Origin of the sequence: Streptomyces sp. SolWspMP-5a-2 (assembly GCF_900091845.1) — a bacterium.
In the GTDB taxonomy this organism is placed as follows: Bacteria; Actinomycetota; Actinomycetes; order Streptomycetales; family Streptomycetaceae; genus Streptomyces; species Streptomyces doudnae.
The window spans coordinates 1-13220 of record NZ_FMCI01000283.1; the positions used below are offsets into that span (position 1 = coordinate 1).

Genomic DNA, 13220 nt, shown 5'->3' on the forward strand with positions numbered 1-13220 from the left:
CGGCCCGGCGCCGCACGGTCGCCAGCGCCGCCGCGTCCAGCAGCGCGACCGGCGCCTCCCGGCCGCTCACCGCCCCGAGCCCCTGCGGGGGCCGCCGCTCCGTCCCGAGCAGGGCGACGGTGACGAGCCCCTCCCAGTCGACGGAAGGTGACGGGGGAGCGGTGGCGGAGCCGATGGGCGTGGGAGCGGAGACTCTTCCGCCGTCCTCGTCGACCGCCGCCAGGGTGTTGCCGTTGCCGTTGCCGTTGCCGTTGCCGTTGCCGTTGCTGCCGCTGGCGTCGCGCATGGCGTTGGAGCCGGGAGCGGTGGCGGTGGCACCGGTGTCGTGAGGTGCGGGTGCTGCGGGCGCGGGTGCGGGTGCGCCGGACGCGCCGGACGTGTCGGGCGGCTCGGTGGTGTGCGCGGTGTGCGCGGGCCCCGGCGGGGGCGTGGTCGGCGTCCTCGTGTTCATGGGCGTCCCTTCGACGGCGTGGCCGCGGGTCGGTGCGGGTGGTCGGTCAGCACAGCCGGACCGGCTCTCCCGGGCCTTCCGGCCATCCGGTCAGCGGGGTGAAGCCCTGGTGGCCGCACTCGCCGAACACCCGGACCGGGGCCCCGCCGGAGAGCGCGACCAGGCGCCAGAAGCCGGGCCTGGAGCGGGCCGCGGGGGTGAGCGGGAGGGCGTTGTCCCCGTCGGCGTCGGCCAGTTGCCAGGCGTCGCCGTCGGGGGTCGGTATCACCCGGCCCAGGGTGACCGGGACCGACTCCAGCCAGGGATCGTCGCGCAGCGCCTCGCCGTACCGGGCGGCCGCCGCCTCCGTCGTCACCCCGGGAGGTCTGGTGTCGGTCGGGACCGGCGGCCCGAACTGCCGGCCCAGCGCCACCCGGTACTGTCCCGCGCCCGGGTACGCGGCCACCTCCGTGTCCAGCGCCAGCCCGACCGGCAGCGCCAGCTCCGGGGTGCGGCCCGCCGCGCCGTAGGAGAGGAGCAGCGCCGTACGGTCCGTGCCGGTGCCGTGCAGCCAGATCCGGCGGGTCGTCAGCCGGGCGTCCGCCGTGTCGTACTGGGCGAGGACCAGCCAGGTGTCCCGGACGGACTCCTCCTCCGTCGCCCCGGGCAGGCCCACCCGGGAGCGGACCGTCGCCGCGAGGCCCTCGGGCAGCTCCGCCCGGCGCAGCCACCCCTGGTCGAGCAGGTGCAGCAGCGCGCACTCCTCCAGGAGCCGCATCGGCCAGCCCGGCCCGGACGCCGGTATCGCCCCCAACTCCCGCACCCGGGACGCGAGTCCGGGGGCCTGGGCGTCGACCATCCGGGCCGCCGTCTCCTCCCAGAGCCCGTACCCGGCCTGTTCCGCTCCGGCCAGCCCGCCGCGCAGCAGATCGGTGAGCCGCTGCTCCAACTCGGTTGCGCCCGCGGTGATCCGCTCGGCCCGGCGCTCCGCCCGCCGCCGCGCCGCCTCCGGGTCACCCGACCCGGCCGGGGCACCGGCGCTCTTCTCCTCGGCCTTCTTCCTCCTCCCCTCCAGCCACTGCGTCGCCCAGTCCGGCGGGGCCCCCGCCGGTACCGCGGCGTCCTCGCCCGACCAGAGCAGCAGCAGCCCGAGCGCGTGCTTGCACGGGAACTTACGGCTCGGGCAACTGCACTTGTACGCCGGTCCCGACGGGTCCGCGAGGTCGACGACCGTCTGGTACGGCTTGCTCCCGCTGCCCTTGCACAGCCCCCACACCGCCCCTTCGTCCGTGCTTCCCGCCCCGGACCACGGCCCGGCCGCGCCCAGTTTGCTTCCCGCTTTGCGTGACGGGGCATCAGGCGCCAGTGCCAGCACCTGATCCGCCGTCCAGCGCACCCCCTGCTGAGTCATGACATCGAAGGTAGGACCCACCACTGACAATCGGCCTCGCGACGGCGTTTTCGCAGGTCAGAACGGATTGTCAGTGCCATGGTGCACGGTGGGACACAGATCCGAACCGGCCGAGCTGGAGGGGGCCTCAGCCATGTCTGTGTCCACAGAACCGACATCCGCGGAAGCGCGGGGGAGCGGCTCCGCGCCCGCGGACCGGAGCGACGCCGCCGCGGACCCGCGAGCGGCGGAGACGACCGGGACCGAGGCGCTGCGCCCGCACGCCGAGGACGCGTTCGCGCACGAACTCGCCGCCCTGGCGGCCCAGGACGACCGCCCGCGCCCGGTGCGCTGGAAGCTGTCGCCGTGGGCGGTGGCCACCTACCTGCTCGGCGGCACACTGCCCGACGGCACGGTGATCACGCCGAAGTACATCGGGCCGCGCCGCATCGTCGAGGTCGCCGTCACCACCCTCGCCACCGACCGCGCCCTGCTGCTGCTCGGCGTGCCGGGCACCGCGAAGACCTGGGTCTCCGAACACCTGGCGGCGGCGGTCAGCGGCGACTCGACCCTCATCGTGCAGGGCACGGCGGGCACCCCGGAGGAGGCGATCAGGTACGGCTGGAACTACGCCCGACTGCTCGCCCACGGCCCCAGCCGCGACGCCCTGGTGCCCAGCCCGGTCATGCGGGCCATGGCGGAGGGGATGACCGCCCGGGTCGAGGAGCTGACCCGGATCCCGGCCGACGTCCAGGACTCGCTGATCACGATCCTCTCCGAGAAGACGCTCCCGATACCGGAGTTGAACGCGGAGACCCAGGCGGTGCGCGGCTTCAACCTGATCGCCACGGCCAACGACCGCGACCGCGGGGTCAACGACCTCTCCAGCGCGCTGCGCCGCCGCTTCAACACGGTCGTGCTGCCGCTGCCGGAGAGCGTGGAGGCGGAGGTGGACATCGTCGCCCGCCGGGTCGACCAGATCGGCCGCTCGCTCGACCTGCCCGGCGTGCCGGACGGCGCCACGGAGATCCGCCGGGTGGTGACCGTCCTCCGCGAGCTGCGCGACGGCATGACGTCGGACGGCCGCACCAAGCTGAAGTCGCCCAGCGGCACGCTCTCCACGGCCGAGGCGATCTCGGTCGTCACCAACGGCCTGGCGCTGGCCGCGCACTTCGGGGACGGCGTGCTGCGCGCCGGGGACGTCGCCGCGGGCATCCTCGGCGCCGTCGTCCGCGACCCGGCGGCCGACCGGCTGGTCTGGCAGGAGTACCTGGAGGCGGTCGTCCGCGAGCGGGACGGCTGGACGGACTTCTACCGCGCCTGCCGCGAGGTGAGCGCGTGACCGGCGGACCGAGGAGCGGAGGCGGCGGACATGGCGGGGAGTGACGGCGGAGGGCCGCTGCTGCTCGGGGTGCGGCACCACGGGCCGGGTTCGGCCCGCGCGGTACGGGCGGCGCTGGACACCGCGCGGCCCCTGGCCGTGCTCATCGAGGGACCGCCCGAGGCGGACGCGCTGGTCCCGCTGGCCGCCGACGCGGACATGCGCCCGCCGGTCGCGCTGCTCGCCCACGCGGTCGACGAACCCGGGCGCTCGGCGTTCTGGCCGTTCGCCGAGTTCTCACCGGAGTGGGTCGCCCTCCGCTGGGCCCTGGAGCACGGCGTCCCGGCCCGCTTCATCGACCTGCCCGCAGCCCACACCCTGGCGTGGCAGAGCGCCGACGAGGAGCAGGAACCGGGCACGGAGAAGGAATCCGCAGGGCAGGGGCAGGGGCAGGGCCAGGAGCCGGAGCAGGATTGCGCGGACGGCGGGCCGGGAGCTGCGGCGGGGGACGGCCCTGCGGGGGAGGAGGACGGTCCGGGGGGCCGCGGCGAGGCCGGGGAGGCCGACGGCGGGGGAGGAGCGGACGGCCGGGACGGCGACACGGGGGACGACGGAGGGCGGGTCAGGGTCGACCCCCTCGCCGTCCTGGCCGGCGCCGCCGGGTACGACGACCCCGAGCGCTGGTGGGAGGACGTCGTCGAGCACCGGGGGCTCGCCGACGACGACGCCCTCGCGCCGTTCCTCGTCCTGGAGGAGGCCATGGGCGCGCTCCGGGAGGTGTACGGCAGCGGCGGGCACGAGCGGGATCTCGTCCGCGAGGCCCACATGCGGCTCCAGGTGCGCGCCGCGCAGCGCGAGTTCGGGGCGGACGGCGTGGCCGTCGTGTGCGGGGCCTGGCACGTGCCCGCGCTGCGGCGCCGGTCCACCGTCAGCGCCGACCGGGCCCTGCTGAAGGGCCTGCCCAAGGTGAAGACCGACATGACCTGGGTGCCCTGGACCCACCGCAGGCTGGCGCGGGCCAGCGGGTACGGCGCGGGCATCGAGTCGCCCGGCTGGTACGGCCATCTGTTCGGCGTCCGGGACCGGCCGGTCGTGCGGTGGATGACCAAGGTCGCGGGACTGCTCAGGGACGAGGACCGGATCGTCTCCTCGGCGCACGTCATCGAGGCGGTCCGGCTCGCGGAGACGCTCGCCGCGATGCGCGGCCGCCCGCTGCCCGGCCTCGGCGAGACGACCGACGCGGTGCGCGCGGTGATGTGCGAGGGCTCCGACGTCCCGCTGGCCCTGGTGCACGACCGGCTGGTGGTCGGGGACGTGATCGGGGAGGTGCCGGAAGGGGCGCCCGCGGTGCCGTTGCAGCGGGACCTCGACCGGCAGCGGCGCACCCTGCGGCTCAAGCCCGAGGCGCTGGAGCGGGAGATCGAGCTGGACCTGCGCAAGGAGATCGACGCCGGACGCGGCAGGCTGCTGCACCGGCTGCGGCTGCTGGGCGTCGGGTGGGGCGAGCCGGTCGCCTCGCGGGGCAGCACCGGCACCTTCCGGGAGACCTGGCGGCTGCGCTGGGAACCGGAGTTGGCGGTGCGGGTCGCCGAGGCCGGGGTGTGGGGCACGACCGTGCTCGGCGCCGCCACGGCCAAGGCGGAGGCGGACGCCGTCGCCGCGCCCGGCCTCGCCGACGTCACCGGGCTGGCCGAGCGCTGCCTGCTCGCCGACCTGCCGGACGCGCTGCCCGTGGTGATGCGGGTGCTCACCGACCGGGCCGCCCTGGACGCCGACGTCGGCCACCTCGCCCAGGCGCTCCCGGCCCTGGTCCGCTCGCTGCGGTACGGCGACGTGCGCGGCACCGGCACCGGCGCCCTCGCGGAGGTCGCGGCCGGTCTCGCCGAGCGGATCTTCGTCGGGCTGCCCCCGGCCTGCGCCGCCCTGGACGCCGACGCGGCCGAGGAGATGCGCGGCCATGTCGACGCCGTGCACGCGGCGCTGGGCCTGCTGGGCGACGCGGACGACGCGGCCACCGTCCCCGGCGGGGCCGCGCTGCGGACCAGATGGCGCGGGGTGCTGCGGCTGCTGGCCGCGCGGGACACGATCCCCGGGGTGATCCGCGGCCGGGCCGTCCGACTGCTGCTCGACGAGGGGGAGTTGGCGGCCGAGGAGGCGGCGCGGCTCATGGGGCTCGTGCTGTCGCCTGGCACCGCGCCCACGGACGCCGCCGCGTGGATCGAGGGGTTCGTCGGCGGCGGCTCGGGCGGCGGGATGCTCCTCGTCCACGACGAGCGGCTGCTCGGCCTGGTCGACACCTGGCTGACGGCGGTGCCCGCGGAGGCGTTCACCGACGTACTGCCGCTGCTGCGGCGGACGTTCTCCGCGTACGAGTCCGGCGTCCGGCGCACCCTCGGCGAGCTGGTCGGCCGCGGCCCCCGCCGGACCGAGCGGGCCGCGGCCGCCGGGCACCGCACCCCCGGGTTCGCCGCCGAACCCGACACCGGCCGCGCGGTCGCCGTCCTGCCGGTGGTGCGGCTGCTGCTCGGCCTCACCGAAGGGGGAGCGGAGCGGAACGACGGAGAAGAAGGAGCGCCGGCACGCGCCGCCGGGTACCTGACGGGGGTGGGGAGATGACGTCGCCGCCTGCCGGGACCGACGGACAACAGGGCGGAGAGGCCGGACAGGGGGGACAGGCCGGACAGGGAACGCGGGGAGCACAGGAAGGACGGGGGATCGACGTGGACGGCAGGAACGACCTGGACGGAGTGGAGGACCTGGACGGCTCGGACGAGGCCGCTCGGGAGCGGGCGCGGCGCTGGCGGCTGGTGCTCGGCGGGGAGGCGGCCGACGGCACCGGATGCACGCTGACCGGCAGGGACGCCGCGATGGACGCGGCGCTGGCCGCGCTCTACGGCGACGGCGACGGCAAGGGCGGCAGGCGCGGCGGGCGGGACCGCTCAGCCGGACTGGGGGCGTCCGCGCCGTCCGTGGCGCGCTGGCTCGGGGACATCCGGACGTACTTCCCGTCCTCCGTCGTCCAGGTGATGCAGCGCGACGCCATCGACCGGCTGGGGCTGTCCACGCTGCTCCTGGAGCCGGAGATGCTGGAGGCGGTGGAGCCCGACGTGCACCTCGTCGGCACGCTGCTCTCCCTCAACAAGGCGATGCCGGAGACGACGAAGGAGACGGCGCGGGCGGTCGTGCGCAGGGTCGTCGAGGACCTGGAGAAGCGGCTCGCCACCCGTACCAAGGCCACTCTGACCGGCGCCCTCGACCGCAGCGCGCGGATCAACCGGCCGCGCCACCGCGACATCGACTGGAACCGCACCATCGCGGCCAACCTCAAGCACTACCTGCCCGAGTACCGCACGATCGTGCCGGAGCGGCTCGTCGGGTACGGGCGGGCCACGCAGTCCACCAAGAAGGAGGTCATCCTCTGTATCGATCAGTCGGGATCCATGGCGGCGTCGGTGGTCTACGCGTCGGTGTTCGGAGCGGTGCTCGCCTCCATGAGGACGATCTCCACGCGACTCGTCGTCTTCGACACGGCGGTGGTCGACCTCACGGATCAGCTCGACGACCCGGTCGACGTCCTGTTCGGCACGCAGTTGGGTGGCGGCACGGACATCAACCGGGCGCTGGCCTACTGCCAGTCGCAGATCACCCGGCCCGCGGACACGGTGGTCGTGCTGATCAGCGACCTCTACGAGGGCGGCATACGCGACGGGATGCTGAAGCGGGTGGCGGCCATGAAGGCGTCGGGCGTGCAGTTCGTGGCGCTCCTGGCGCTCTCCGACGAGGGCGCACCGGCCTACGACCGTGAACACGCGGCCGCGCTGGCCGAGTTGGGGGCACCGGCCTTCGCCTGTACGCCCGACCTCTTCCCCGAGGTGATGGCGGCGGCGATAGAGAAGCGTCCGCTGCCGGTTCCCGAGACCGTCTGAGAGATCCCGACGCCCCCGGCCCGCAGGCGACTTGTCGACCTGGCGACCGGGGGCACCGGCCCAAACACGGACATGGATACCCATCGGTAACGGCGGGCTTGCGCACCCTCGGGAGGGTCGTGCGAGGCTGACCCCGCACGACCCTCACCTTCTCCTCACCGTCCCCCCGCGCCCGCGCCGACTTCTTCCCGGCGCGGCCCGCCCCACGGAGGATCCGCCCGCCTTGACCTCGCCAGCCGCTCTCCTCGGTGCCGTGGCGCGCGTTCTGCGCACGGCGGCCGGGCGACGCGTGCCCCAGGTCGCTCTCCTGGTCGGCGGACTGTTCGCGCTGGGGTTCCTCTGCGGGGAGCAGGCGCGGGCGGCGGAGGGACCCGCGCTGCCGCGCGCCTCCGCGCTCGTACCGCACCCGGCGACCGGCGCGCTCGTCCACCCGACGGCGCACAAGGCGAACCCACCGCACCACGGCCCTACGGTGACGGCCGCGAAGACGGCGGCGAAGGCGACGGCGACGGGGAGCGGACAAGGGAAAGCCGCGGGAGGGGCCGCTGCGGAGACGGCCGGGGGAACGGCCTCGACACCGACGTCGCTCCCCGGACTTCTCGGACTCCCCGAGCTGTCCGCGCTCCCGGAAGCCACCGAGCCCCACCGGGACCTCCCCGGACTCCCGCGGCTTCCCCGACTCCCGGCGCTGCCCGCACTCCCGGCGCTGCCCTCGCTCCCGGAGCTGCCCGCGCTGCCGATCCTGTCGCAGTTGCCGGCGCTCCCCGCGCTTCCCGCGCTGCCGGCGCTCCCCGCGCTTCCCGGGCTGCCCTCGCTGCCCGGTCTCCCGGCGTGGCCCACGCTGCCGACGTCACCGGCGGAGCCGACCACACCCACGCTCCCCACCCTCCCCACGCTGCCGTCCTCGCCCGGACTCCCGTCGCTGCCGACGCTGCCCGTCACCCTGCCGACCCTCCCCGCGCTCCCGGGTCTCCCCGGTCTCCCGGGGCAGTCGCCGTCCGCGTCGCAGCCGAGTGCCGCCGACGCCGGTCGGGCGGCCGGGGACGGCGACGGGCACCCGGCGTCGGCCGGTGCCGCCGTGCGGACGGTGGCGTACGGGCCGGTGTTCGCGGGCGGCGGCGGTGACATCGAGCGGCATCTGACGCGGGCCGTCGGACAGCGGGTCGCCGGTGCCGTGTACGCGCCGGTCAGGCAGGCACCGGGCGGGGCGCCCGGCGGGGAGCCGGGGGGTGCGCTGGGCAGCCGCGCGGTCGTCGACGCCGCCGGTTCCCGGCACGCGCACGGTGACGCGCACGCCGTCGCCGTGGACCGGCTGGCGCCGGTGCGACTGGCGCGCGGGGCCCTCGCCCCGCAGGACGTGGCCGAGATCCGGAACCGGTACCGGGACATCCCCGTCTCCCCCGCTTAGGGCAGGCATTTCCTTTCGCCCGGCGCCCTCCTGACCGACCTCGGCGACCGTTCCCGCAGACGCGGGCCGGACCGTGCCGAGGGCGGGTGGTGGACGCCGGAAATGCCCCGAACCCCGTCGCGAGCCAAGGATCTGACGCACGCCATGAACGACAACACCGCCCTGAACGACGCCGTCCGCCCGAACCGGAACTCCCGCGTCGAGCACGCCCTCCGTCCGGACGACGTCACCGGCCGCTCCAAGGGCACCGCGGCGGCGCGGGTCATCCTGGGCGCCCGTGCCGCGCGCGCCGCCCGCCCCGCTCCCGTCCCCGCCGGGACCGAAGCCGACGCCGTTCGGTCGGCCCTCGGCACGGGGCTCGGCCTCAAGGGCATAGCCGCCGCCCGGGTCATCCAGGCGACCCGGGCCGCGCGGGCGAAGGCCCACGCAGTCCCCGGCGTTCCGGGCCGCCTCCGCAGTCTTCCGGGCACGAAGCCCTCCGGTCTCAAGGCGCTCGACGCGGCACCCGACGCCAGGACCTCCGGTGACAACTCCGCGAGCGGCCGCGCCTCCGGCGACAACTCCGCGGGCGCCAAGACCTTCGGCGACAAGTCCCCTGGCGACACGACCCCCAGCGACAAGTCCCACGGCGACAGGTCCCTCGGCGAGGGGGCTCTCGGCGGCAGTACCCCCAGCGAAACGGCCCCCAGCGAAACGACCCCCAGCGCTACGACCCCCGGCGAAACGGCCCCCAGCCAAACGACCCCCGGCGACACGACCCCCCGCCCGGCGACCGACGTCCCCCGCGACTGACCCCCGCGGCTGACCCCCTCGACCGCCCCCGCGGCTGACCCTCGTCGCCCGGCCCCGCGGGCGCCCGTCGCCCGGTCCCGCGAGCGACGGTGTCCATCCGGTGTGACCGCCCCCGCTGATCGAACGGGTGACCACCCGGCGTGACCGCCGCACGTGCCCCACCGCGGCCGCCCGACTCCGGACCCCCGGCACGGGCCGCCCGGTCACCCGGTACCGGCCCCGAGCGCCCGGCACGCGCTTCCCGGTGCGGTCACCCGCGACCGGGCAAGGCGGCCCCTCAACCGGAACCGGACCCCGGGCACCGGGAGCCCGGTCGCCCGGGGGACGCGGTCACCCGGCGCACCACCTGCCGTCCGCCCGGTCACCCCGTGACCTGGCGCGACGTCACCCCCAGCTCCGCGATCCCGGCCCCGGCGGGCGAAAGCCGTCGCTCCGCCCGGGTCGGCAGGTCGCGGAAACGGAGCACGGGGTCCCCATTGGGGTGGGGACCCCGGCTCCCGGTCCTCCGGGGCCGCACCAGAGGGCCTCACCGGGTCGACCCCACCCGGTGAGGCCCTTCCCCGTGTCCCAGCACCGGCACGGCGTGCCAGCCCTCGCGGCATCATGTGACAGGTATCACCGCTCAGGTGTGACTCGCGATTTAGGGGCCTCCTTAAACCAGAGATAACCTGCGAGGCGGACATGCCGCGCCCTCGGACACCGTGTGCGCTTCCCCTGTGACCCATGCGGACGTCACGTTGCCCTTCGCGGCACGCCCACGCATCCAACGAACCGCGAGATCACTGATAGGGACGGAAGCGCGTGGACCTGTTCGAGTACCAGGCGAGGGACCTCTTCGCCAAGCACGATGTACCGGTGCTGGCCGGTGAAGTCATCGACACGCCTGAGGCGGCGCGCGAGATCACCGAGCGCCTGGGCGGCAAGTCCGTCGTCAAGGCGCAGGTGAAGGTCGGTGGTCGTGGCAAGGCCGGTGGCGTCAAGCTGGCCGCCTCCGCGGACGAGGCCGTCGCGCGGGCGACGGACATCCTCGGCATGGACATCAAGGGCCACACGGTCCACAAGGTGATGATCGCCGAGACCGCTCCGGAGATCGTCGAGGAGTACTACGTCTCCTTCCTCCTCGACCGTGCCAACCGCACGTTCCTCTCCATCGCCTCCGTCGAGGGCGGCATGGAGATCGAGGAGGTGGCGGCCACCCGACCGGAGGCCGTCGCCAAGACCCCGATCGACGCCATCGACGGTGTGGACGAGGCCAAGGCCCGCGAGATCGTCGCGGCGGCCAAGTTCCCGGCCGAGGTCGCCGACAAGGTCGCGCACGTCCTCGTCAAGCTGTGGGACACCTTCATCAAGTCGGACGCCCTCCTCGTCGAGGTCAACCCGCTCGCGAAGGTCGCCTCCGGTGACGTCCTCGCCCTCGACGGCAAGGTGTCGCTCGACGAGAACGCCGAGTTCCGTCACCCCGAGTACGAGGAACTGCACGACAAGGACGCGGCCAACCCCCTCGAGGCCGCGGCCAAGGCCAAGGGCCTCAACTACGTCAAGCTCGACGGCGAGGTCGGCATCATCGGCAACGGCGCGGGTCTCGTCATGAGCACCCTGGACGTCGTCGCGTACGCCGGTGAGAACCACGGTGGCGTCAAGCCCGCCAACTTCCTGGACATCGGCGGTGGCGCCTCCGCCCAGGTCATGGCGAACGGCCTGGAGATCATCCTCGGTGACCCGGACGTCCGGTCCGTCTTCGTCAACGTCTTCGGTGGCATCACCGCCTGCGACGAGGTCGCCAACGGCATCATCCAGGCGCTGAAGCTCCTGGAGGACCGCGGCGAGAAGGTCGAGAAGCCGCTCGTCGTCCGCCTCGACGGCAACAACGCCGAGCTGGGCCGCAAGATCCTCACCGACGCCGCCCACCCGCTGGTGCAGCGTGTCGACACGATGGACGGCGCGGCTGCCAAGGCTGCCGAGCTGGCCGCAGCCAAGTAAGCACTCAGGACGAGGACACCAACACACCATGGCTATCTGGCTCAACAAGGACAGCAAGGTCATCGTCCAGGGCATGACCGGCGCCACCGGGCAGAAGCACACCAAGCTGATGCTGGGTGACGGCACCGAGGTCGTCGGCGGCGTGAACCCGCGCAAGGCGGGCACCACCGTCGACTTCGACGGCACCGAGGTACCCGTGTTCGGCACGGTCGCCGAGGCCATCGAGAAGACCGGCGCCAACGTCTCCGTCATCTTCGTGCCGGAGAAGTTCACCAAGGACGCCGTCGTCGAGGCCATCGACGCCGAGATCCCGCTGGCCGTCGTGATCACCGAGGGCATCGCCGTGCACGACACGGCGTCCTTCTGGGCGTACGCGGGCAAGAAGGGCAACAAGACCCGCATCATCGGCCCGAACTGCCCCGGCATCATCACCCCGGGCCAGTCGAACGTCGGCATCATCCCGGGCGACATCACGAAGCCGGGCCGCATCGGCCTGGTCTCGAAGTCCGGCACGCTGACCTACCAGATGATGTACGAGCTGCGGGACATCGGCTTCTCGACGGCCGTCGGCATCGGTGGCGACCCGATCATCGGCACCACCCACATCGACGCCCTGGCCGCCTTCCAGGACGACCCCGACACCGAGCTGATCGTGATGATCGGCGAGATCGGCGGCGACGCCGAGGAGCGGGCCGCGGCCTTCATCAAGGACAACGTGACCAAGCCGGTCGTCGGCTACGTCGCGGGCTTCACGGCGCCCGAGGGCAAGACGATGGGCCACGCCGGCGCCATCGTCTCCGGCTCCTCCGGCACCGCGCAGGCGAAGAAGGAGGCCCTGGAGGCCGCCGGAGTCAAGGTCGGCAAGACCCCGACCGAGACGGCGAAGCTGGCCCGCGAGATCCTCGCCGGCTGACCTCGCCCCACCGTCCGGGCACCGACGGGCCCGCCCCCACCCCGGGGGCGGGCCCGTCGCCGTACCCGCACCGCACCGTCACTCCGCGCGGGGCAGCAGCCGTTCCGGGCCGTGGGCCGGGATGCCGCGGAGCTTCGTGCGCAGCTCCACCTCCGCGCCCGACAGCGGCCCCTGCGCCACCCTGGCCGGGAGGCCCTGCACCTCGACGCCGGGTGCCACCGGCGGTTCGTAGTGCGTGGGCGCCGTGCGCAGGGTGAGCGTGGTGGTGCCGATCAGCGCCACCGTGAACGCGATCGCCGCCCGCGTCCAGAACCGCGCCCGCCGCTCGCTGCCGTGGCGCACGGAGGGCGGTTTCGCCGCCCGCAGCCGTTCCGCCGACGCCGTCTCGGCCAGCCGCTGGTGCAGCACCACCGGGTCGGAGAGGTCGGGCAGCCGCGCGGCGATCCGCTCGCGCGCGTGCATCAGCCGTCCGGCCGCGGCCGGTGTGCTCGCCTCCGTCTCGGCCGCCGTCTCCGGCAGGTCGAGCCCCACGCCGTCGTAGAGCAGGACGGTGCGGCGGTACGGCGCCGGGAGCGCCTGGAGGGTGGTGAGCAGGGTGCGGGCCGAGGCGTCCGCGGGGGGCGGTTCGGGGTGCCGGTAGCGGGGGCGGAACCGGTGCCAGGGGGAGAGCGCGTACTCGTGCGCCCTGGCCCGCACCCATCCGGCCGGGTCCCGGTCGACGGCCACCTCGGGCCAGCGCTGCCACGCCTGTTGGAACGCCTGCTCGACCGCCTCCCGCGCCAGTTCGCGCCGCCCGGTGAGCAGATACGTCTGCCGGACGAGCGCCGGGGCGCAGAACGCGTAGAGGGCGTCGAACGCCTGAGAGGCGGTCAGCCCCTCGACGGGTTCGGCGGCGGGCGCCGGTTCCGCCGCGAGGGCGGCCACCGGCACGGGTTCGGGCGCCAGGACCACTTCGAGGTCGAATTCGAGTTCGGGCTCGGCGTCCGGATCGACCGCCCCGGCGCCACCCGGCGCGACGGCGCCCGACGGCCCGGACGACCCGACGGCCCGGACGACCCGG

Annotated in this window: 9 protein-coding genes and 1 pseudogene; 7 read left to right on the top strand and 3 right to left on the bottom strand. The window is 74.7% G+C overall.

Annotated elements, in window-relative coordinates; translation table 11 throughout:
- Nucleotides 1-451 (bottom strand): annotated as a pseudogene (locus GA0115242_RS28460) (hypothetical protein); the annotation flags it as partial.
- A 46-nt stretch (nucleotides 452-497) separates the two neighbouring features.
- Nucleotides 498-1841 (bottom strand): SWIM zinc finger family protein, encoded by a 1344-nt coding sequence (locus GA0115242_RS28465; protein ID WP_093833464.1) that lies wholly within the window; start codon nucleotides 1839-1841, stop codon nucleotides 498-500.
- 133 nt (nucleotides 1842-1974) lie between these two features.
- On the opposite strand from GA0115242_RS28465, the gene GA0115242_RS28470 reads away from it, so the two are divergent.
- The 7 genes from GA0115242_RS28470 (at nucleotide 1975) to sucD (ending at nucleotide 12160) form a co-directional block, all read left to right on the top strand.
- Nucleotides 1975-3162 carry an ATP-binding protein gene (locus GA0115242_RS28470; protein WP_093833466.1) on the top strand — a complete coding sequence of 396 codons (1188 nt, stop codon included), beginning with the start codon at nucleotides 1975-1977 and terminating at the stop codon, nucleotides 3160-3162.
- 30 nt (nucleotides 3163-3192) lie between these two features.
- On the top strand, nucleotides 3193-5757 hold the full coding sequence (locus tag GA0115242_RS28475) for a DUF5682 family protein (RefSeq protein WP_093833468.1): 2565 nt from the start codon (nucleotides 3193-3195) through the stop codon (nucleotides 5755-5757).
- A 104-nt stretch (nucleotides 5758-5861) separates the two neighbouring features.
- The gene (locus GA0115242_RS28480; RefSeq protein ID WP_370672326.1) at nucleotides 5862-7067 is read left to right on the top strand and encodes a vWA domain-containing protein; all 1206 of its coding nucleotides are present in this window, start codon (nucleotides 5862-5864) and stop codon (nucleotides 7065-7067) included.
- A gap of 253 nt (nucleotides 7068-7320) precedes the next feature.
- A complete protein-coding gene (locus GA0115242_RS28485) occupies nucleotides 7321-8475 on the top strand; it encodes a hypothetical protein (RefSeq protein WP_141721778.1) in 1155 nt (384 codons plus the stop codon).
- A 144-nt stretch (nucleotides 8476-8619) separates the two neighbouring features.
- A complete protein-coding gene (locus tag GA0115242_RS28490; protein ID WP_093833472.1) occupies nucleotides 8620-9267 on the top strand; it encodes a hypothetical protein in 648 nt (215 codons plus the stop codon).
- Nucleotides 9268-10068: 801 nt separating this feature from the next.
- Nucleotides 10069-11247, top strand: a complete 1179-nt coding sequence (sucC, locus tag GA0115242_RS28495; RefSeq protein WP_093833474.1) for an ADP-forming succinate--CoA ligase subunit beta — start codon at nucleotides 10069-10071, stop codon at nucleotides 11245-11247.
- A gap of 28 nt (nucleotides 11248-11275) precedes the next feature.
- Nucleotides 11276-12160, top strand: a complete 885-nt coding sequence (gene sucD, locus GA0115242_RS28500) for a succinate--CoA ligase subunit alpha (RefSeq protein WP_093833476.1) — start codon at nucleotides 11276-11278, stop codon at nucleotides 12158-12160.
- 78 nt (nucleotides 12161-12238) lie between these two features.
- Here the strand turns inward: sucD and GA0115242_RS28505 are convergent.
- A partial coding sequence (locus tag GA0115242_RS28505) for an RNA polymerase sigma factor (protein ID WP_237549357.1) occupies nucleotides 12239-13220 on the bottom strand: 982 nt, incomplete at its 5' end.

What these genes read in the sequence shown, in the direction of transcription:
- GA0115242_RS28470 (WP_093833466.1), top strand. Translation starts at nt 1,975, where the DNA reads ATGTCTGTGTCCACAGAACCGACATCCGCGGAAGCGCGGGGGAGCGGC.
- GA0115242_RS28465 (WP_093833464.1), bottom strand. Translation starts at nt 1,841, where the DNA reads ATGACTCAGCAGGGGGTGCGCTGGACGGCGGATCAGGTGCTGGCACTG.
- sucD (WP_093833476.1), top strand. Translation starts at nt 11,276, where the DNA reads ATGGCTATCTGGCTCAACAAGGACAGCAAGGTCATCGTCCAGGGCATG.
- GA0115242_RS28490 (WP_093833472.1), top strand. Translation starts at nt 8,620, where the DNA reads ATGAACGACAACACCGCCCTGAACGACGCCGTCCGCCCGAACCGGAAC.
- GA0115242_RS28475 (WP_093833468.1), top strand. Translation starts at nt 3,193, where the DNA reads ATGGCGGGGAGTGACGGCGGAGGGCCGCTGCTGCTCGGGGTGCGGCAC.